General features: G+C 67.2%; 29 protein-coding genes. 28 read left to right on the forward strand and 1 reads right to left on the reverse strand.

All coding sequences use genetic code 11. The features are described 5' to 3' along the window. Window positions 1-2: 2 nt before the first annotated feature. The 28 genes from rplP to glmM all read left to right on the forward strand — a co-directional run bounded on the left by rplP (window position 3) and on the right by glmM (window position 18,541). The gene (rplP, locus tag BCL76_RS06220; RefSeq protein WP_008739704.1) at window positions 3-422 is read left to right on the forward strand and encodes a 50S ribosomal protein L16; all 420 of its coding nucleotides are present in this window, start codon (window positions 3-5) and stop codon (window positions 420-422) included. After that, window positions 422-646 carry a 50S ribosomal protein L29 gene (gene rpmC / locus BCL76_RS06225; RefSeq protein WP_008739703.1) on the forward strand — a complete coding sequence of 75 codons (225 nt, stop codon included), beginning with the start codon at window positions 422-424 and terminating at the stop codon, window positions 644-646. The genes rplP and rpmC overlap by 1 nt, the downstream gene beginning before the upstream one ends. Beyond that, window positions 646-927, forward strand: coding sequence for a 30S ribosomal protein S17 (gene rpsQ, locus BCL76_RS06230; RefSeq protein WP_030008467.1), 282 nt, complete (start codon window positions 646-648; stop codon window positions 925-927). Before rpmC ends, rpsQ begins: the two co-directional genes overlap by 1 nt. 123 nt (window positions 928-1,050) lie before the next feature. Further along, window positions 1,051-1,419, forward strand: coding sequence for a 50S ribosomal protein L14 (rplN, locus tag BCL76_RS06235; RefSeq protein ID WP_008739701.1), 369 nt, complete (start codon window positions 1,051-1,053; stop codon window positions 1,417-1,419). A 2-nt stretch (window positions 1,420-1,421) separates the two neighbouring features. After that, entirely contained in the window at window positions 1,422-1,733 is a 312-nt protein-coding gene (rplX, locus tag BCL76_RS06240) for a 50S ribosomal protein L24 (RefSeq protein WP_030008468.1), read from the forward strand. Next, window positions 1,733-2,284 (forward strand): 50S ribosomal protein L5, encoded by a 552-nt coding sequence (gene rplE / locus BCL76_RS06245; protein WP_030008469.1) that lies wholly within the window; start codon window positions 1,733-1,735, stop codon window positions 2,282-2,284. Before rplX ends, rplE begins: the two co-directional genes overlap by 1 nt. Window positions 2,285-2,289: 5 nt before the next feature. Then, window positions 2,290-2,475 carry a type Z 30S ribosomal protein S14 gene (locus tag BCL76_RS06250; protein ID WP_003956452.1) on the forward strand — a complete coding sequence of 62 codons (186 nt, stop codon included), beginning with the start codon at window positions 2,290-2,292 and terminating at the stop codon, window positions 2,473-2,475. Between the two features lie 223 nt (window positions 2,476-2,698). Next, complete coding sequence (gene rpsH, locus BCL76_RS06260) at window positions 2,699-3,097, forward strand: 30S ribosomal protein S8 (protein ID WP_008739698.1); 399 nt, start codon at window positions 2,699-2,701, stop codon at window positions 3,095-3,097. A gap of 20 nt (window positions 3,098-3,117) precedes the next feature. Further along, window positions 3,118-3,657 carry a 50S ribosomal protein L6 gene (rplF, locus tag BCL76_RS06265; RefSeq protein ID WP_109778528.1) on the forward strand — a complete coding sequence of 180 codons (540 nt, stop codon included), beginning with the start codon at window positions 3,118-3,120 and terminating at the stop codon, window positions 3,655-3,657. Between the two features lie 2 nt (window positions 3,658-3,659). Continuing rightward, window positions 3,660-4,043: a 50S ribosomal protein L18 gene (gene rplR, locus BCL76_RS06270; protein ID WP_008739696.1), complete on the forward strand. Its 384-nt coding sequence runs from the start codon at window positions 3,660-3,662 to the stop codon at window positions 4,041-4,043. Between the two features lie 45 nt (window positions 4,044-4,088). Further along, the gene (gene rpsE / locus BCL76_RS06275) at window positions 4,089-4,691 is read left to right on the forward strand and encodes a 30S ribosomal protein S5 (RefSeq protein WP_073912880.1); all 603 of its coding nucleotides are present in this window, start codon (window positions 4,089-4,091) and stop codon (window positions 4,689-4,691) included. Beyond that, a complete protein-coding gene (gene rpmD, locus BCL76_RS06280) occupies window positions 4,691-4,873 on the forward strand; it encodes a 50S ribosomal protein L30 (protein ID WP_005313525.1) in 183 nt (60 codons plus the stop codon). The genes rpsE and rpmD overlap by 1 nt, the downstream gene beginning before the upstream one ends. Before the next feature lie 2 nt (window positions 4,874-4,875). Then, window positions 4,876-5,331, forward strand: coding sequence for a 50S ribosomal protein L15 (gene rplO, locus BCL76_RS06285; protein ID WP_030008473.1), 456 nt, complete (start codon window positions 4,876-4,878; stop codon window positions 5,329-5,331). A gap of 187 nt (window positions 5,332-5,518) precedes the next feature. After that, the gene (gene secY, locus BCL76_RS06290; protein ID WP_109778529.1) at window positions 5,519-6,832 is read left to right on the forward strand and encodes a preprotein translocase subunit SecY; all 1,314 of its coding nucleotides are present in this window, start codon (window positions 5,519-5,521) and stop codon (window positions 6,830-6,832) included. Next, window positions 6,832-7,479: an adenylate kinase gene (locus BCL76_RS06295; protein ID WP_030767309.1), complete on the forward strand. Its 648-nt coding sequence runs from the start codon at window positions 6,832-6,834 to the stop codon at window positions 7,477-7,479. Before secY ends, BCL76_RS06295 begins: the two co-directional genes overlap by 1 nt. Window positions 7,480-7,582: 103 nt before the next feature. Further along, window positions 7,583-8,434, forward strand: coding sequence for a type I methionyl aminopeptidase (gene map / locus BCL76_RS06300; protein WP_109778530.1), 852 nt, complete (start codon window positions 7,583-7,585; stop codon window positions 8,432-8,434). 138 nt (window positions 8,435-8,572) lie between these two features. Further along, a complete protein-coding gene (gene infA / locus BCL76_RS06305; RefSeq protein ID WP_003956442.1) occupies window positions 8,573-8,794 on the forward strand; it encodes a translation initiation factor IF-1 in 222 nt (73 codons plus the stop codon). A gap of 73 nt (window positions 8,795-8,867) precedes the next feature. Beyond that, window positions 8,868-8,981: a 50S ribosomal protein L36 gene (gene rpmJ, locus BCL76_RS06310; protein WP_003956441.1), complete on the forward strand. Its 114-nt coding sequence runs from the start codon at window positions 8,868-8,870 to the stop codon at window positions 8,979-8,981. 200 nt (window positions 8,982-9,181) lie between these two features. Continuing rightward, entirely contained in the window at window positions 9,182-9,562 is a 381-nt protein-coding gene (gene rpsM / locus BCL76_RS06315) for a 30S ribosomal protein S13 (RefSeq protein ID WP_007265919.1), read from the forward strand. 54 nt (window positions 9,563-9,616) lie between these two features. After that, window positions 9,617-10,021 (forward strand): 30S ribosomal protein S11, encoded by a 405-nt coding sequence (gene rpsK, locus BCL76_RS06320; RefSeq protein ID WP_003956432.1) that lies wholly within the window; start codon window positions 9,617-9,619, stop codon window positions 10,019-10,021. A gap of 151 nt (window positions 10,022-10,172) precedes the next feature. Continuing rightward, window positions 10,173-11,195 carry a DNA-directed RNA polymerase subunit alpha gene (locus tag BCL76_RS06325; protein ID WP_008739666.1) on the forward strand — a complete coding sequence of 341 codons (1,023 nt, stop codon included), beginning with the start codon at window positions 10,173-10,175 and terminating at the stop codon, window positions 11,193-11,195. A gap of 139 nt (window positions 11,196-11,334) precedes the next feature. Then, the gene (gene rplQ / locus BCL76_RS06330) at window positions 11,335-11,796 is read left to right on the forward strand and encodes a 50S ribosomal protein L17 (protein WP_030154710.1); all 462 of its coding nucleotides are present in this window, start codon (window positions 11,335-11,337) and stop codon (window positions 11,794-11,796) included. 99 nt (window positions 11,797-11,895) lie between these two features. Next, window positions 11,896-12,747: a tRNA pseudouridine(38-40) synthase TruA gene (gene truA / locus BCL76_RS06335; RefSeq protein WP_109778531.1), complete on the forward strand. Its 852-nt coding sequence runs from the start codon at window positions 11,896-11,898 to the stop codon at window positions 12,745-12,747. Between the two features lie 57 nt (window positions 12,748-12,804). Beyond that, complete coding sequence (locus BCL76_RS06340; RefSeq protein WP_109778532.1) at window positions 12,805-14,433, forward strand: ATP-binding cassette domain-containing protein; 1,629 nt, start codon at window positions 12,805-12,807, stop codon at window positions 14,431-14,433. A 70-nt stretch (window positions 14,434-14,503) separates the two neighbouring features. Continuing rightward, window positions 14,504-15,808: a glycosyltransferase family 87 protein gene (locus BCL76_RS06345; RefSeq protein WP_109778876.1), complete on the forward strand. Its 1,305-nt coding sequence runs from the start codon at window positions 14,504-14,506 to the stop codon at window positions 15,806-15,808. Window positions 15,809-16,039: 231 nt separating this feature from the next. Then, window positions 16,040-16,483, forward strand: a complete 444-nt coding sequence (gene rplM, locus BCL76_RS06350; protein WP_030725911.1) for a 50S ribosomal protein L13 — start codon at window positions 16,040-16,042, stop codon at window positions 16,481-16,483. A gap of 42 nt (window positions 16,484-16,525) precedes the next feature. Next, window positions 16,526-17,047 (forward strand): 30S ribosomal protein S9, encoded by a 522-nt coding sequence (gene rpsI / locus BCL76_RS06355; protein WP_109778533.1) that lies wholly within the window; start codon window positions 16,526-16,528, stop codon window positions 17,045-17,047. A gap of 135 nt (window positions 17,048-17,182) precedes the next feature. Further along, a complete protein-coding gene (glmM, locus tag BCL76_RS06360) occupies window positions 17,183-18,541 on the forward strand; it encodes a phosphoglucosamine mutase (protein WP_109778534.1) in 1,359 nt (452 codons plus the stop codon). A 7-nt stretch (window positions 18,542-18,548) separates the two neighbouring features. Here the strand turns inward: glmM and BCL76_RS06365 are convergent, their stop codons facing one another. After that, window positions 18,549-19,520 carry a DUF389 domain-containing protein gene (locus BCL76_RS06365; RefSeq protein ID WP_109778535.1) on the reverse strand — a complete coding sequence of 324 codons (972 nt, stop codon included), beginning with the start codon at window positions 19,518-19,520 and terminating at the stop codon, window positions 18,549-18,551. Window positions 19,521-19,537 lie beyond the last annotated feature (17 nt).

The raw sequence follows: 19,537 nt of genomic DNA on the forward strand, positions 1-19,537 counted from the left end.
ACATGCTGATCCCTCGTAGGGTCAAGCACCGCAAGCAGCACCACCCGAAGCGCAGCGGTATGGCCAAGGGCGGTACTGAGGTCACGTTCGGCGAGTACGGCATCCAGGCGCTGACCCCGGCTTACGTGACGAACCGCCAGATCGAGGCGGCTCGTATTGCGATGACCCGCCACATCAAGCGTGGCGGCAAGGTCTGGATCAACATCTACCCGGACCGCCCGCTGACGAAGAAGCCTGCTGAGACCCGCATGGGTTCCGGTAAGGGTTCTCCTGAGTGGTGGATCGCCAACGTGCACCCGGGTCGGGTCATGTTCGAGCTGTCCTACCCGAACGAGAAGATTGCTCGTGAGGCGCTCACCCGCGCTGCTCACAAGCTTCCGATGAAGTGCCGGATTGTTCGGCGCGAGGCAGGTGAGTCGTGATGGCGACGGGAACCAAGGCGTCCGAGCTGCGTGAGCTCGGCAACGAGGAGCTCGTTGGCAAGCTGCGCGAGGCCAAGGAGGAGCTCTTCAAGCTCCGCTTCCAGGCGGCCACGGGTCAGCTGGAGAACAACGGCCGGCTCAAGTCCGTCCGTAAGGACATCGCTCGCATCTACACCCTGATGCACGAGCGTGAGCTCGGTATCGAGACGGTGGAGAGCGCCTGATGAGCGAGAACAACGTGACTGAGAAGACCGAGCGCGGTTTCCGCAAGACCCGTGAGGGTCTGGTCGTCAGCGACAAGATGGACAAGACCGTCGTCGTCGCCGTCGAGGACCGCGTGAAGCACGCCCTGTACGGCAAGGTCATCCGCCGTACGAACAAGCTCAAGGCTCACGACGAGCAGAACGCTGCCGGCGTCGGCGACCGCGTCCTCATCATGGAGACGCGTCCGCTGTCGGCGAGCAAGCGCTGGCGCATCGTCGAGATCCTCGAGAAGGCCAAGTAATTATCTGAGGCCCTGGGCAAAAGGCTCAGGGGCCCCTCAGGTTCGTTCCGCCAGGCTCGGTGGGGGCGACGCTCTCCGGAGTGAAGCCCCCGCCGGGAACCGGCAGACAAACAGGAGATACACGTGATCCAGCAGGAGTCGCGACTGCGTATCGCCGACAACACTGGTGCCAAGGAAATCCTTTGCATCCGTGTTCTCGGTGGTTCCGGTCGCCGCTACGCGGGCATCGGTGACGTCATCGTCGCCACCGTCAAGGACGCGATCCCCGGTGGCAACGTGAAGAAGGGTGACGTCGTCAAGGCGGTCATCGTTCGCACCGTCAAGGAGCGTCGCCGCCAGGACGGCTCGTACATCCGCTTTGACGAGAACGCCGCCGTCATTCTGAAGAACGACGGCGACCCTCGCGGCACCCGTATCTTCGGCCCGGTGGGCCGTGAGCTGCGCGAGAAGAAGTTCATGAAGATCATCTCGCTCGCGCCGGAGGTGCTGTAAGCATGAAGATCAAGAAGGGCGACCTGGTCCAGGTCATCACCGGTAAGGACAAGGGCAAGCAGGGCAAGGTCATCGTTGCCTTCCCCGCCGACAACCGTGTCCTCGTCGAGGGTGTCAACCGGGTCAAGAAGCACACCAAGGCTGCGCAGAACCAGGCCGGTGGCATTGTGATCACCGAGGCCCCGGTCCACGTCAGCAACGTTCAGCTGGTTGTGGAGAAGGACGGCAAGAAGGTCGTCACCCGCGTCGGCTACCGCTTCGACGACGAGGGCAACAAGATCCGCGTTGCCAAGCGGACGGGTGAGGACATCTGATGGCTACCACTCCGCGTCTCAAGACGAAGTACCGCGAGGACATCGCGGGCAAGCTGCGTGAGGAGTTCTCCTACGAGAACGTCATGCAGATCCCCGGCCTCGTGAAGATCGTGGTCAACATGGGTGTGGGCGACGCCGCCCGCGACTCCAAGCTGATCGACGGCGCCATCAAGGACCTGACGACGATCACCGGTCAGAAGCCGGCCGTCACGAAGGCCCGCAAGTCCATCGCGCAGTTCAAGCTGCGCGAGGGTCAGCCGATCGGCTGCCACGTCACCCTCCGTGGTGACCGCATGTGGGAGTTCCTGGACCGTACGCTGTCGCTCGCGCTGCCGCGTATCCGTGACTTCCGTGGTCTGTCGCCGAAGCAGTTCGACGGCCGTGGTAACTACACCTTCGGTCTCACGGAGCAGGTCATGTTCCACGAGATCGACCAGGACAAGATCGACCGTACCCGGGGTATGGACATCACCGTGGTCACCACGGCGACCAACGACGCTGAGGGCCGCGCGCTCCTTCGTCACCTCGGCTTCCCCTTCAAGGAGGCGTAAGCGAGATGGCGAAGAAGGCTCTCATCGCGAAGGCTGCCCGTAAGCCCAAGTTCGGTGTGCGTGCGTACACCCGCTGCCAGCGCTGCGGTCGCCCCCACTCCGTGTACCGCAAGTTCGGCCTGTGCCGCGTGTGCCTTCGTGAGATGGCTCACCGTGGCGAGCTGCCGGGCGTGACCAAGAGCTCCTGGTAAATCACCCTCGTCCGCAAGGACTTGGGCGGTACCAGGCACTCTCGGTAAGCATCTGGACGGTGGGTGCCCGGCCGCGCATGCCTTAGGCTTGTGTGGTTGGGCGTCCGCCGCCCATAACGACTTACTACGCCGTAGGTCCCCGCACCGCACCCGTCCCGCCACTGAGTGGGGAGAGGGATGGTGCATACAGGAAACCCCGGCGAGAGAGGCCGAAGGCCACTTCATGACCATGACTGACCCGATCGCAGACATGCTCACGCGTCTGCGTAACGCTAACTCGGCGTACCACGACTCTGTCGTGATGCCGCACAGCAAGATCAAGTCGCACATCGCAGAGATCCTCAAGCAGGAGGGTTTCATCACCGGCTGGAAGGTCGAGGACGCCGAGGTCGGCAAGAACCTCGTCCTCGAGCTGAAGTTCGGGCCGAACCGCGAGCGCTCCATTGCGGGCATCAAGCGGATCTCGAAGCCCGGTCTGCGCGTGTACGCGAAGTCCACCAACCTGCCGAAGGTCCTCGGTGGCCTGGGCGTGGCGATCATCTCCACGTCCCACGGTCTACTGACCGGTCAGCAGGCAGGCAAGAAGGGCGTAGGTGGGGAAGTCCTCGCCTACGTCTGGTAGTCGGGAACGGAGGAAAAGCAATGTCGCGAATCGGCAAGCTCCCCATCCAGGTTCCCGCCGGTGTGGACGTCACCATCGATGGCCAGACGGTCGCCGTGAAGGGCCCCAAGGGTTCCCTCGCGCACACCGTCAAGGCGCCCATCGCAATCGTCAAGGGTGAGGACGGCGTTCTGAACGTCACCCGCCCGAACGACGAGCGTCAGAACAAGGCCCTGCACGGCCTGTCCCGCACGCTGGTGGCGAACATGATCACCGGTGTGACCACGGGATACGTCAAGGCTCTCGAGATCAGCGGTGTCGGTTACCGTGTCCTGGCGAAGGGCTCCAACCTGGAGTTCCAGCTGGGTTACAGCCACCCGATCCTGGTGGAGGCGCCCGAGGGCATCTCCTTCAAGGTCGAGTCGCCGACCAAGTTCTCGGTCGAGGGCATCGACAAGCAGAAGGTCGGCGAGGTCGCCGCCAACATCCGCAAGCTGCGGAAGCCCGACCCGTACAAGGCCAAGGGTGTCAAGTACGCCGGCGAAGTCATCCGCCGCAAGGTCGGAAAGGCTGGTAAGTAGCCATGGCATACGGTGTGAAGATCGCCAAGGGCGACGCGTACAAGCGCGCCGCCAAGGCCCGCCGCCACATCCGCATTCGCAAGAACGTGTCGGGTACGGCGGAGCGTCCGCGCCTCGTCGTGACGCGTTCGAACCGCAACATCGTTGCTCAGGTCATCGACGACCTCCAGGGCCACACCCTGGCGTCCGCGTCGACCCTGGACACCTCGATCCGCGGTGGCGAAGGCGACAAGAGCGCCCAGGCCCAGGCCGTCGGCGCGCTCGTCGCCGAGCGTGCGAAGGCTGCGGGAGTCGAGACCGTCGTGTTCGACCGCGGTGGCAACCGATACGCCGGGCGCATTGCCGCTCTGGCTGACGCCGCCCGCGAAGCCGGGCTGAAGTTCTAAGCCCCGGTTCCGGGACTCACGGACGTAACAGAGAGAGGTAATCCAATGGCTGGACCCCAGCGCCGCGGAAGCGGTGCCGGTGGCGGCGAGCGGCGGGACCGGAAGGGTCGCGACGGTGGCCCTGCCGCCGAGAAGACCGCTTACGTTGAGCGCGTTGTCGCGATCAACCGCGTCGCCAAGGTTGTCAAGGGTGGTCGCCGCTTCAGCTTCACCGCGCTGGTCGTGGTGGGCGACGGTGACGGCACTGTAGGTGTCGGTTACGGCAAGGCCAAGGAAGTTCCCGCGGCCATCGCCAAGGGTGTCGAGGAAGCCAAGAAGAGCTTCTTCAAGGTTCCGCGCATCCAGGGCACGATCCCTCACCCGATCACGGGCGAGCGTGCCGCGGGCGTCGTGCTCCTGAAGCCGGCTTCCCCGGGTACCGGTGTTATCGCCGGTGGTCCGGTGCGCGCCGTTCTGGAGTGCGCCGGCGTTCACGACATCCTGTCGAAGTCGCTCGGCTCTTCGAACGCGATCAACATCGTGCACGCGACCGTGGCGGCCCTCAAGGGCCTGCAGCGTCCCGAGGAGATCGCGGCTCGCCGTGGTCTGCCCCTCGAGGACGTCGCCCCCGCGGCTCTGCTTCGTGCACGTGCTGGGGCGGGTGCGTAATGGCTCGCCTCAAGATCACGCAGACGAAGTCGTACATCGGTAGCAAGCAGAACCACCGCGACACGCTGCGTTCGCTCGGGCTCAAGCGCCTGAACGACGTCGTCGTCAAGGAGGACCGCCCCGAGTTCCGCGGAATGGTGCACACCGTCCGCCACCTCGTGACGGTTGAGGAGGTTGACTAATCATGGCTGAGAACAGCCCGCTGAAGGCCCACAACCTCCGTCCCGCCCCCGGCGCCAAGACCGCGAAGACCCGTGTCGGTCGTGGTGAGGCGTCGAAGGGTAAGACGGCCGGTCGTGGTACGAAGGGCCAGAAGGCCCGTTACCAGATCCCGCAGCGCTTCGAGGGTGGGCAGATGCCCCTCCACATGCGCCTGCCGAAGCTCAAGGGCTTCAAGAACCCGTTCCGCACCGAGTTCCAGGTTGTCAACCTGGACAAGCTCGGCGCTCTCTACCCCGAGGGTGGAGAAGTCACGGTGGCCGACCTGGTCGCCAAGGGCGCGGTTCGCAAGAACAGCCTCGTCAAGGTCCTGGGCCAGGGCGAGATCTCCGTGGCGCTGCAGGTTTCGGTTGACGCCGTCTCCGCCTCCGCCAAGGAGAAGATTGCCGCTGCCGGCGGCACCGTCACCGAGCTCGTCTAAGACGATTTCAGTGGCTGAATAGCACGAAACCCGACCGGGGATGCCTCACATATGGGGCATCCCCGGTCGGTCGTTCCACGGAAGGCACACTCGCCGGTAAGGTGGCGTGCACCTTTGCTTTGTCTTATTCGTCGATCCCTCAGACCGTCACCTCTGACGCAGTAGCGCGGGGGTCGCAGGAGGCACCGTGCTCACCGCGTTCGCCCGGGCGTTCAAGACGCCCGACCTGCGCAAGAAGCTGCTCTTCACGCTCGGCATCATCGTGCTGTTCCGGCTCGGGTCCCATGTACCGGTACCCGGCGTGAGCTACAAGAACGTTCAGATCTGTGTCGAGCAGGCAGGCAACAGCAGTGGGCTGTTCGGCCTGGTCAACATGTTCAGCGGCGGTGCGCTGCTGCAGATCACGATCTTCGCGCTCGGCATCATGCCCTACATCACGGCGAGCATCATTCTGCAGCTGCTGACCGTGGTCATCCCGAAGCTGGAGGCCCTCAAGAAAGAGGGCCAGGCCGGCACGTCGAAGATCACTCAGTACACGCGCTATTTGACGGTCGCCCTTGCGATCCTGCAGGGCACCGGCCTCGTCGCCACCGCCCGCACCGGTGCCCTCTTCGGGAGCTGCCCGGTCGGCCGCGACATCGTCCCGGACCGGTCGATCTTCACCACCATCGTCATGGTGATCACCATGACCGCCGGCACCTGTGTCGTCATGTGGCTCGGTGAGCTCATCACCGACCGCGGCATCGGCAACGGCATGTCGATCCTCATGTTCATCTCGATCGCCGCCGGCTTCATCGGCGCCCTCTGGCAGATCAAGCTCCAGGGCAAGATCGCGGACGGCTGGGTCGAGTTCGGCGTCGTCATCCTGGTCGGCCTCGCGATGGTGTGCTTGGTGGTCTTCGTCGAGCAGGCGCAACGCCGGATCCCGGTCCAGTACGCGAAGCGCATGATCGGCCGCCGTGCCTACGGCGGTACCTCGACCTACATCCCGCTCAAGGTGAACCAGGCGGGCATCATCCCCGTCATCTTCGCCTCGTCGCTGCTCTACATCCCGGCACTGGTCGTCCAGTTCAGCCAATCCAAGGCCGGGTGGGCCACGTGGATCAGCAAGCACTTCGTCAAGGGTGACCACCCGTACTACATCGCCGCCTACTTCCTCCTGATCGTCTTCTTCGCGTTCTTCTACGTGGCGATCTCGTTCAACCCCGAGGAAGTTGCAGACAACATGAAGAAGTATGGTGGGTTCATCCCGGGCATCCGCGCCGGTCGGCCCACCGCCGAGTACCTCAGCTACGTACTCAACCGGATCACCTGGCCGGGGTCGCTGTACCTGGGTCTCATCGCTCTTGTGCCGACGATGGCGTTGGCCGGCTTCGGAGCGAACCAGAACTTCCCGTTCGGCGGGACGAGCATCCTGATCATCGTGGGTGTGGGTCTGGAAACCGTGAAGCAGATCGAGAGCCAGCTCCAGCAGCGTAATTACGAAGGGTTCCTCCGCTGATGCGAATCGTCCTCGTTGGACCGCCCGGTGCGGGCAAGGGAACGCAGGCCGCGTTCCTTGCCAAGAACCTGTCGATTCCGCACATCTCCACGGGCGACCTGTTCCGGGCCAACATCAGCCAGGGCACCGACCTGGGCAAGCAGGCGAAGGCGTACATGGACGCCGGCGACCTGGTGCCCGACGAGGTGACCATCGGCATGGCCAAGGACCGTATGGAACAGCCGGACGCCGTGAACGGCTTCCTGCTCGACGGCTTCCCGCGCAACGTCTCGCAGGCCGAGGCGCTCGACGTGATGCTCCAGGCCGAGGGCATGAAGCTCGACGCCGTCCTCGACCTGGAGGTCGAGGAGGACGAGGTCGTCAAGCGGATCGCCGGTCGACGGATCTGCCGCAACGACTCCTCGCACGTCTTCCACGTGACGTACGCCCCGCCGAAGGCCGAGGGTGTCTGCGACACCTGCGGCGGCGAGCTGTACCAGCGCGGCGACGACTCCGAGGCCACGGTGCGCAACCGGCTCGAGGTCTACCACACGCAGACCGAGCCGATCATCGACTACTACAAGGCCCAGGGCCTGCTGGTGACCATCCCGGCCCTCGGTGAGGTCGCGGACGTCACCAAGCGCGCGATGGACGCCCTCAAGAAGTAGTAACCCTTTGTGTGCAGGTACGGCCGCGGTGTCCCCAGGGCATCGCGGCCGTACTGTTGAGAAGACCTGAACAACGCAGATCCGAAGGTGGAAGGCATTTCCCATGGTCCAGATCAAGACCCCCGAGCAGATCGCGAAGATGCGCGAGGCAGGGCTGGTCGTCGCGGCGATCCACGCCGCGACCCGTGAGGCGGCCGTGCCGGGCGCCACGACGCGGGATCTGGACATGGTGGCCCGCAAGGTCATCGCCGACGCCGGTGCCAAGTCGAACTTCCTCGGCTACGGCGGCTTCCCCGCCACGATCTGCACCTCGGTGAACGAGGTCGTCGTCCACGGCATCCCGGACGACAAGACGGTCCTCAAGGACGGCGACATCATCTCGATCGACGCCGGCGCGATCGTGGACGGCTGGCACGGCGACGCGGCGTACACCGCCTTCGTCGGCACCGGGCACGCGCCCGAGCTCGTGGAGCTGTCCCGGGTGACCGAGGAGTCCATGTGGGCCGGCATCGCCGCCATGAAGCTCGGCAACCGCCTCGTGGACATCTCCAAGGCGATCGAGACGTACATCAAGCGCCAGCCCCGCCCCACCACCGGTGAGCACAGCCTCGGCAAGTTCGGGATCATCGAGGACTACGGCGGCCACGGCATCGGGTCCGAGATGCACATGGACCCCCACCTGCTGAACTACGTCTCGCGCAAGCGGGGCAAGGGGATCAAGCTCGTGCCGGGTCTGTGCCTGGCGATCGAGCCGATGGTCTCCCTGGGCACCGCCCAGACGGAGGTCCTTTCGGACGACTGGACGGTCATCACGACGGACGGCACCTGGTCCTCGCACTGGGAGCACTCCATCGCGCTGACGGAGGCCGGGCCCATCGTCCTGACCAGCCCGGACTGCGGCAAGGCGAAGCTGGCGGAGTACGGAGTCACCACGGCTCCGGACCCTCTCGGTTAATGATCTAGACTCTGGGGCAAACTTTCCGGATTCGTCTTTCTGGGTGCCCTGACGTAGACTGACTCGTCGGCTCTCGTGCACTTCCATGCCTGCATGGCGCACGGAGTCGATCAAGGTAGCCGATTCGAAAGGCGAAGCGTGGCCAAGAAGCAAGGTGCCATCGAAATCGAGGGCACCGTGATCGAGTCCCTCCCGAACGCGATGTTCAAGGTGGAACTCCAGAACGGTCACAAGGTCCTCGCGCACATCAGCGGCAAGATGCGTATGCACTACATCCGCATCCTCCCGGATGACCGGGTCGTTGTGGAGCTGTCTCCGTACGACCTGACGCGTGGCCGGATCGTCTACCGATACAAGTAGATCTTGCTCTCACTCCTGCCTGGGCATCCGTCCCGGTGCGGGTGGTGGCACTGACCCGGAGAACCTCACCAACATGAAGGTCAAGCCGAGCGTCAAGAAGATCTGCGACAAGTGCAAGGTGATCCGCCGTCACGGTCGGGTCATGGTCATCTGCGACAACCTGCGCCACAAGCAGCGCCAGGGCTGACGCACGCCGACCGACCTGCCTTCCGCAGTTCTTCGCGCGACGTAAGAAAACGTACATACGCAGAACCCGCCCAGCCCTGTACGGGGCCGGCGGTACCTCCGGCGGGGGCCGGGGACCCGGGCGTACCATCACCCACTTTCGGGTGGTCGGCGGTCGGGGTCGGTTCTGCTGAAGACCCCCGAACACACAGGAGCCATTGAATGGCACGCGTTTCCGGTGTTGACATCCCGCGCGAAAAGCGCGTGGAGATCGCACTCACCTACGTCTTCGGTATCGGGCGCACCCGGTCCAAGGAGATCCTCGCCTCCACCGGCGTGAACCCGAACACCCGCGTTCGTGACCTGGCCGAAGAGGACCTCGTCAAGATCCGCGAGTACGTGGACGCCAACCTCCGTACCGAGGGTGACCTCCGCCGCGAGATCCAGGGCGACATCCGCCGCAAGATCGAGATCCAGTGCTACCAGGGTATCCGCCACCGTCGCGGCCTCCCGGTGCACGGTCAGCGCACCAGCACCAACGCGCGTACCCGCAAGGGCCCGCGTCGCGCGATCGCCGGTAAGAAGAAGCCGGGCAAGAAGTAGTCCTGTTCAGCGGTCTTGCGCTGTAGGACCGACCACCTCCCGTAGGAGATTTAGATGCCCCCCAAGGGTCGTCAGGGCGCTGCCAAGAAGGTGCGCCGCAAGGAAAAGAAGAACGTCGCTCACGGGCACGCCCACATCAAGAGCACGTTCAACAACACCATCGTCTCGATCACGGACCCCTCGGGCAACGTGATCTCCTGGGCCTCCGCCGGCCACGTCGGCTTCAAGGGCTCGCGCAAGTCCACCCCCTTCGCCGCGCAGATGGCTGCCGAGTCGGCCGCCCGCCGCGCGCAGGAGCACGGCATGCGCAAGGTTGACGTCTTCGTCAAGGGTCCGGGCTCCGGCCGCGAGACCGCGATCCGCTCCCTCCAGGCCACCGGCCTCGAGGTCGGCTCGATCCAGGACGTCACCCCCACCCCGCACAACGGCTGCCGCCCGCCGAAGCGCCGCCGCGTCTGACGCAGCGGACGCACAGTTGCGTTCTTGAGTGTCCGGGCGGTACGACCCCTTCGGGGGACGTACCGCCCGTACCCTTGCAGTAGCCGTACCCCTGGTACGGCATCCCGTCGGGCGTCAAATAGTGGGCGTCCACGAATGAAGGAACACAGACATGCTTATCGCTCAGCGTCCTTCGCTGACCGAAGAGGTCGTCGACGAGTACCGCTCGCGGTTCGTGATCGAGCCGCTGGAGCCGGGCTTCGGTTACACCCTCGGCAACTCCCTGCGTCGTACCCTCCTGTCCTCCATCCCGGGTGCCGCTGTCACCAGCATCCGCGTGGACGGCGTCCTGCACGAGTTCACCACCGTGCCGGGCGTCAAGGAAGACGTCACCGACATCATCCTCAACATCAAGCAGCTGGTCGTCTCCTCGGAGCACGACGAGCCGGTCGTGATGTACCTGCGCAAGCAGGGTCCCGGCCTGGTCACCGCTGCTGACATCGCGCCCCCGGCCGGTGTCGAGGTGCACAACCCGGACCTGGTCCTCGCCACGCTCAACGGCAAGGGCAAGCTGGAGATGGAGCTGACCGTCGAGCGCGGTCGCGGCTACGTCTCCGCCGTCCAGAACAAGCAGCTGGGCCAGGAGATCGGTCGCATCCCGATCGACTCCATCTACAGCCCGGTCCTCAAGGTCACCTACAAGGTCGAGGCGACCCGAGTCGAGCAGCGCACCGACTTCGACAAGCTGATCGTCGACGTCGAGACCAAGCAGGCCATGCGCCCGCGTGACGCCATGGCGTCCGCCGGTAAGACCCTGGTCGAGCTGTTCGGTCTGGCGCGCGAGCTCAACATCGACGCCGAGGGCATCGACATGGGCCCGTCCCCCACGGACGCCGCCCTGGCCGCCGACCTGGCGCTGCCGATCGAGGAGCTCGAGCTCACGGTCCGCTCGTACAACTGCCTCAAGCGCGAGGGCATCCACTCCGTGGGTGAGCTCGTCGCCCGCTCCGAGGCCGACCTGCTCGACATCCGCAACTTCGGTGCGAAGTCGATCGACGAGGTCAAGGCGAAGCTGGCCGGCATGGGCCTGGCCCTCAAGGACAGCCCGCCCGGATTCGACCCGACCGCCGCCGCCGACGCCTTCGGCGCCGACGACGACGCGGACGCCGGTTTCGTCGAGACCGAGCAGTACTGATTCATCCCGCCGCCGGCGGCCGAGGCTTTCGCCCAGGTCGCCGGCCGGGCTTGAACCGCACACTTTCCCGCGGCATCCGCCTCGGGGGAACTGACACCGGTACCTGACACGGCCGGTGCAGATATGAAGGAGTAACACCATGCCGCGTCCCGCAAAGGGTGCCCGTCTGGGCGGCAGCGCCGCGCACGAGAAGCACCTCCTCGCGAACCTCGCGAAGGCGCTCTTCGAGCACGGCCGCATCACCACCACCGAGGCCAAGGCCCGTCGCCTGCGTCCCTACGCCGAGCGTCTGGTCACCAAGGCCAAGAAGGGCGACATCCACAACCGTCGCCTGGTGCTGCAGACGATCACGGACAAGAGCATCGTGCACACGCTGTTCACCGAGATCGCCCCGCGCTACGAGAACCGCCCCGGTGGTTACACGCGCATCACCAAGATCGGCAACCGTCGTGGCGACAACGCCCCGATGGCCGTGATCGAGCTGGTCGAGGCCCTTACGGTCGCCCAGCAGGCCACCGGTGAGGCCGAGGCCGCCACCAAGCGCGCGGTCAAGGAGGCGGAGGCTGTCGAGACCCCCGCCGAGGAGACCAAGGAGGCCTGATCCTCCGGGATCACGCTTGCTTGAACGGCTCTGAACGGGCCCGCCCCCTTCCGGGGCGGGCCCGTTCTGCATATGGGTGCTTCTGAGAGGATCGGTCACGTGAGTGACGAGGTGGAGCCCGGGCACGTCCGGGTGCGGCTGGACCTGAGCTACGACGGCAAGGACTTCTCCGGCTGGGCGAAGCAGCGCGTGCTGCGGACCGTCCAGGGCGAGCTGGAGTCGGCCCTGCAGACCGTGATGCGGCTGAAGGAGCCCGTCGAGCTGACCGTCGCGGGGCGGACGGACGCCGGGGTGCACGCCCGCGGGCAGGTCGCGCAGTTCGACCTCGCCGAGGAGGTGTGGGCCGAGCATCACGACAAGCTGCTGCGCCGCCTCGCGGGCCGGCTGCCGCACGACGTGCGGGTGTGGAAGGTCGCCGAGGCCCCCGAGGGCTTCAACGCGCGGTTCTCCGCCATCTGGCGCCGCTACGCCTACCGCGTCGGCGACCACCAGGGCGGCGTGGACCCGCTGCGCCGCGGGCACGTGCTGTGGCACCAGTGGCCGCTCGACGTGGACGCCATGAACGAGGCCGCCGCCCCGCTGCTCGGCGAGCACGACTTCGCCGCGTACTGCAAGAAGCGCGAGGGCGCCACGACCATCCGTACCCTCCAGCAGCTCAGCTGGGAGCGCGCCGAGGACGGGATCGTCACCGCGACGGTCCGCGCCGACGCCTTCTGCCACAACATGGTCCGCTCGCTGGTGGGCGCGCTGCTGCACGTCGGCGACGGGCACCGGCCCACCGACTGGCCCGGCAAGGTGCTGGCGGCAGCCGTACGGGACTCCTCGGTGCACGTGGTCAAGCCGCACGGCCTGACCCTGGAGGAGGTCGGCTACCCGGCCGACGAGCTGCTGGCCGCCCGCAGCAAGGAGGCGCGCAACATGCGGACCCTGCCGGGCGCCGGCTGCTGCTGACCGTCCCCACGGGGGTCCGGCTAATCCGTTTGGGCGGATCGGCGCCGGACCGGGACAATGCGCGGCATGGGACATCTCGAAGCCAGCCACCTGGAGTACTACCTTCCCGACGGGCGGGTACTGCTCCCTGACGTCTCCTTCCGTGTGGGGGAGGGGTCGGTCGTCGCGCTCGTCGGGGCGAACGGGGCCGGTAAGACCACCCTGCTGAAGATGATCTCCGGCGAGCTCCAGCCGCACGGTGGTGGCATCACCGTCTCCGGCGGCCTCGGCGTGATGTCGCAGTTCGTGGGCTCGGTGCGGGACGAGACGACCGTACGGGACCTGCTGGTCTCGGTGGCCCAGCCGCGCATCCGGGAGGCGGCGAAGGCCGTGGACCGCGCCGAGCAGCTGATCCTGACGGTGGACGACGAGGCCGCCCAGATGGCCTACGCGCAGGCGCTGAGCGACTGGGCGGACGTCCAGGGGTACGAGGCGGAGACGCTGTGGGACGTCTGCACCATGGCCGCGCTGGCGATCCCCTACGACAGCGCGCAGTTCCGCGAGGTGCGCACGCTGTCGGGCGGTGAGCAGAAGCGGCTCGTGCTGGAGGCGCTGCTGCGCGGGCCCGACGAGGTGCTGCTGCTCGACGAGCCGGACAACTATCTGGACGTCCCCGGCAAGCGCTGGCTGGAGGAGCAGCTGAAGGCCACCCGTAAGACGGTGCTCTTCGTCTCCCACGACCGGGAGCTGCTGACGCAGGCCGCCGAGAAGATCATCAGCCTGGAGGCGAGCCCGACGGGCTCCGACGTCTGGGTGCACGGCGCGGGCTTCGCGACCTACCACGACGCCCGTAAGGAGCGCTTCGCCCGCTTCGAGGAGCTCAAGCGGCGTTGGGACGAGGAGCACGCCCGGCTGCGGGCGCTGGTGCTGCGGCTGCGCAACCAGGCCGCGAGCAGCCCCGACATGGCCTCGCGCTACCGGGCGATGCAGACCCGCTTCCAGAAGTTCGAGGAGGCCGGCCCGCCGCCGGAGCCGCCGCGGGAGCAGGACATCAAGATGCGGCTCAAGGGTGGACGCACGGGCGTGCGCGCCCTGACCGTGGAGAACCTGGAGCTGACCGGCCTGATGAAGCCGTTCTCGCTGGAGGTCTTCTACGGGGAGCGGGTCGCGGTCCTCGGCTCGAACGGCTCGGGCAAGTCGCACTTCCTGCGCCTGATGGCGGGCGAGGACGTCAAGCACACGGGTGCCTGGAAGCTGGGCGCGCGGGTGGTTCCCGGCCATTTCGCGCAGACCCACGCCCACCCGGAGCTGTTCGGGCGGACCCTCGTCGACATCCTGTGGACGGAGGCGGCCAAGCCGCTCGGGCAGGCGATGGGCGCCCTGCGCCGGTACGAGCTGGAGCGCCAGGGCGACCAGCCGTTCGAGAAGCTCTCGGGTGGCCAGCAGGCGCGTTTCCAGATCCTGCTGCTGGAGCTGGCGGGCACCACGGCGCTGCTGCTGGACGAGCCGACGGACAACCTGGACCTGGAGTCGGCGGAGGCACTGCAGGACGGGCTGGAGGCGTACGACGGCACTGTGCTGTGCGTCACGCACGACCGGTGGTTCGCGCGCACATTTGACCGTTACCTGGTCTTCGGTTCGGACGGTGTTGTGCGGGAGACTCAGGAACCCGTCTGGGACGAACGTAGAGTCGAACGCAAGCGCTAGGGGAGACCGACCGTCCCCCTCGGTCGAGTGAGGGGCAGGCGTCGTGGGGCTGCGGCCTAGCATCTGGCTGATGAAGTGGGAGAACCAGGGCGTCAGGAACCGGGGGGCCGGGGACGGGGACACCGGGGACACCGGCGGTGGGGGGACCGGGAGCAGGCTGATCGACCGGCTGCTGCAGCCGGCCGCCCGGTCCTGGCAGGTCGTCTCCCTCGCGGTGCTCCTCGGGATCGCCGTCTCCACCAGCCTGCGGGCGAACTGGGGCTCCGACAACGCGTTCGTGGTCAAGGCCGCGGAGACGCTGCTGGCGGGCGGGTCCCCGTACGAGGACAAGCGCTTCCTCTATCTGCCCAGCGCCGTGCTCATGGCGGTCCCGGAAGCTCTGCTGCCGCGTGAGGTGTTGCGGTGGGTGCTGCCGCTCGGGATGTCGGGGCTGCTGGGCGTCGGCTGGCTGGCGGCGCTGCGGATGTTCGCGGTGCCGCTGCGCTCGCGCTTCGCCGTCGGCGGTTTCGCGGTGTTCGCCCTCGTCTACAAGCCGTACATCAACCTCGTGCTGATCGGGAACTGGACCGCCATCTCGGCGGCGGCCCTGCCCGTGGCGCTGCTGCTCGCCCACCGGAGCCGGTGGGGGTCGGCCGGGTTGCTGGTGGGGCTGGCGATCGCGTGCAAGCCGATGCTGGTGCCCCTCGGGCTGCTCTTCCTGGTCGCCCGGCGGTGGCGCGCTCTGGCCGCGGCCGTGCTGGTGCCGCTGGGGTTCTCGCTGGCGGGCGCGCTGGTGATGCCGAGTCCGTCGCTGTTCTTCACCAAGACCCTGCCCTTCCTGTTCCAGGGGCAGGACTCGTACGCGCTGCCATGGGACGCCTCGCCGATCGCCGTGCTGCCACGGCTGGGCGTGCCCGCGCCGGCGGCGGTGCTGGTGGCTTTCGCGGGGGCCTGCGCGGGGCTGTGGGCGGCCTGGACGCGGTGGCGGCGCGAGGACACCGACGGGGGTGAGCTGCGCCTGGCGGAGACGGCCTGCATGGTGATGCTCGCCGCATTCCTGGTGTCGCGGCCGTCCTTCGACCACTACCTGCTGGTGGTCCTGCCGCTGCTGATGGCCTCGGTGGTGCGGCCGGGCTCGGCGGCGCGTTCGCCCTGGTTCTGGGCGGCCCTCGCGCCTCAGGTGGCGGGCATTCCGTGGCCGTCCGAGCTGGAGGCCAAGCGGCGGGCGTTCAAGGACTGCGCCACCCTGTGCGGGCTCACGATCGTGCTGGCGTGTCGTGCGTTGCGCTCCGGGCGGGTTACTCTGGAGCCCGTAACAACTGCGGGGTCCCCACCCAGGACCGAACCGGAGTGCGCCGCGACGCCAGCAGAATCGGCATCGCGGACCGCGTTTTGACCCGTACGGGTCTGCTTGGGTATCCTGCTGGTTTGTTATGCGTATTGGCTTTCTCATTCTCACGTGAAAGGGCCTTGCGCCGGTCCACCGGACCGATGACCAGCAGTTCGCGCGGGTGCGTCCCCGCTGCGAATGAGGGCTGTCGTGATCGTCCGTGGTGACCCTGTCAGGACCTTCCCGTTGGGGCTTGCGCCCTTGGGATACCACCACCGAAGAAGCGAAGGCATACGCGTGCGTACGTTCAGCCCCAAGCCCGGCGACATCTCGCGCCAGTGGCTCGTCATCGACGCCCAGGACGTTGTCCTCGGCCGTCTGGCGACCCAGGCCGCAGCCCTCCTGCGCGGCAAGCACAAGCCGACTTACGCCCCCCACATGGACATGGGCGACTTCGTCATCATCGTCAACGCCGACAAGGTTCACCTGTCCGGCAACAAGGCGTCGCAGAAGATGGCGTACCGCCACTCCGGCTACCCGGGCGGTCTCCGCTCCGTGCGCTACGACGACCTCCTGGCGAACAACCCGGAGAAGGCCGTCGAGAAGGCCATCAAGGGCATGCTCCCCAAGAACACCCTGGGCCGTCAGATGCTTTCGAAGCTGAAGGTCTACTCGGGCGATGTGCACCCCCACGCTGCTCAGCAGCCGGTGCCGTTCGAGATCACCCAGGTCGCGCAGTAGTTCCGGCCACCCCCTAAGACGTAGAAAATTCTGAGGAGCATCGTGGCCGAGACCACCGCCGAGACGACCCCCGTCGAAGAGTTCGAGGGCAACGTCGAGGAGTACACCACCGAGTCGGACGTCGTCGTCGAGGGCGACTACACCTCCGAGTCCCTTGCCGGCCGCTTCGGCGACCCCCAGCCGGCCGCCGGCCTGGGCCGTCGCAAGAACGCCATCGCCCGCGTCCGGATCGTTCCGGGCACCGGCAAGTGGAAGATCAACGGTCGCACCCTTGAGGACTACTTCCCCAACAAGGTGCACCAGCAGGAAGTCAACGAGCCCTTCAAGCTCCTCGAGCTCGACGGTCGCTACGACGTCATCGCCCGCATCGCGGGTGGCGGCGTGTCCGGCCAGGCCGGCGCCCTGCGCCTCGGCGTGGCCCGTGCGCTGAACGAGGCGGACGTGGACAACAACCGCCCGGCGCTGAAGAAGGCCGGCTTCCTCTCCCGCGACGACCGTGCGGTCGAGCGCAAGAAGGCCGGTCTCAAGAAGGCCCGTAAGGCTCCGCAGTACAGCAAGCGTTAATCTGCGCCTGCTGTTCTGCAACGAAACCGCCCCGGCAGCACTCTCTGTGCTGTCGGGGCGGTTCGTTTACCGCCACAAGCGGCAAATATCTGTCACAAGCGGTCATTCGCGAAGCGGAAACTCGGGAGGACAACAGTGGGACGACTCTTCGGGACGGACGGTGTACGCGGCGTTGCCAACGCGGATCTGACGGCGGAGCTCGCGCTCGGCCTCTCCGTGGCGGCTGCCCACGTACTCGCCGAGGCGGGCACCTTCGAGGGTCACCGGGCGACCGCCGTGGTCGGTCGGGATCCCCGCGCCTCCGGCGAATTCCTGGAGGCCGCGGTCGTGGCGGGCCTCGCGAGCGCGGGCGTGGACGTCCTGCGCGTCGGTGTGCTGCCCACCCCGGCGGTGGCGTATCTCACCGGTGCGCTGGGCGCCGACCTCGGCGTGATGCTCTCCGCCAGCCACAACGCCATGCCCGACAACGGCATCAAGTTCTTCGCGCGCGGCGGCCACAAGCTCGCCGACGAGCTGGAGGACCGCATCGAGTCGACCTACGAGCAGCACCGCACCGGTGCGCCCTGGGACCGACCCACCGGCTCCGGCGTCGGCCGCGTCTCCGACTACACCGAGGGCTTCGACCGGTACGTCGCCCACCTGATCGGTGTCCTCCCGAACCGCCTCGAAGGCCTGAAGGTCGTCCTGGACGAGGCCCACGGCGCGGCCGCGTACGTCTCGCCCGAGGCCTTCACCCGGGCCGGCGCGGAGATCGTCACGATCGGCGCCGAGCCCGACGGCCTCAACATCAACGACGGCTGCGGCTCCACCCACCTCGGCCTGCTCAAGGCCGCCGTGGTCGAGCACGGCGCCGACTTCGGCATCGCCCACGACGGCGACGCCGACCGCTGCCTGGCCGTGGACGGCTCCGGCGAGGAGATCGACGGCGACCAGATCCTCGCCGTCCTGGCCCTCGCCATGCGCGAGGCCGGCCAGCTGCGCGAGAACACCGTGGTCGGCACCGTGATGTCCAACCTGGGCTTCAAGCTGGCCATGGAGGCCGAAGGCATCCAGGTCGTGCAGACCGGGGTCGGCGACCGCTACGTGCTGGAGTCGATGAAGGAGAACGGCTACGCGCTCGGCGGCGAGCAGTCCGGGCACGTGATCATCCTCGACCACGCGACGACCGGCGACGGCACGCTGACCGGCCTGCTGCTCGCGGCGCGCGTCGCGGCCACCGGCAAGTCCCTCGCCGAGCTGGCGGGCGTCATGCAGCGGCTTCCGCAGGTGCTCATCAACGTTCCCGACGTGGACAAGTCCCGCGTGACGACCTCCGCCGAGCTGGCGGCGGCGGTCGCCGACGCCGAGCGCGAGCTGGGCACCACCGGGCGGGTGCTGCTGCGTTCCTCCGGTACGGAGCCGCTCGTACGGGTCATGGTCGAGGCCGCCGACATCGAGCAGGCCCGCTCGGTCGCCGGCCGCCTCGCGGACGTCGTGAAGTCCGCGCTCGGCTAGACCTCGCCTAGACACCGCCGCCAGGCCTGCGTGGCGCACCCGGTTTCCGGATCATCCGGCTCTCCTGGGTGCGCCACAGCAGTTTCCAGCAGATGAGGGTGAGCGTTCCGGCGAGGATGATGCCGCCCAGGTTCAGCGCCAGCTGCACCGCCGAGCCCCACATCTGTGAGAAGTCGCCGTAGCTGAGGGCCACCGCGGCGTTCGCGCCCGCCGGGACGGTGGTGACGGAGATCGCCACGCCCACCAGCGCACCGGCCTTCGCCGAGGTCAGCGACAGCATGCCGGCGACACCGGCGAGCAGCGCCACGACGAAGGAGAACGGGTCGGGCTGCCAGATGAAGCTGGTGTTCGGCCTCGGGTTCTCCAGCATTCCCTCGTGGAAAAGGCCGAGCGCGGTCATCCCCAGACTGAAGACCGTCGTCGCCACGATCGCCGCCGTGAAGCCGACGAACAGCGCGAGGAGCGAGCGGCCGGCCAGCCTGCGGCGGCGCTGCACCAGGCCGGTGCAGATGCCGGCGAGGGGGCCGAACTCCGGGCCGACCGCCATGGCGCCGACGATCAGGATCGCGTTGTCCAGGACCACACCGCACGCCGCGATCATCGTCGCCACGATCATGAAGACGGCGTAGGTGATGGTGAGCGTGGACTCCTCGTGCGTCGACTCGGCGAGCTGCTCCCAGACCACCGCGTCGGCGGCCTCGCCCGGTGCCTCCTCCTCGGCCTCCTCGGCGCGTCTGGAGATCGACAGGTCGATGTTCTCCACGGCGATCGAACCGCTCTGGTCGATGCCGAGCCGGCGCATCGCCTGGAGGAGTTCGTCGGCCGCCTCGCGGGCGACGTCGCACAGGACGACATCGCCCTCGGGGTCGCGCGCGGCGCCGGTCAGCACGACCAGATGGGTGGTGCCGACCGTCCGGTCGATCAGCCCCACCACCTGCTCGGTGAGGTGGTGCGGGGTGATCATCCGCAGATGCAGCATGCCCGCACCCTAGCGAG

The organism is Streptomyces sp. CG 926 (assembly GCF_003148825.1).
Classification (GTDB): Bacteria; Actinomycetota; Actinomycetes; order Streptomycetales; family Streptomycetaceae; genus Streptomyces.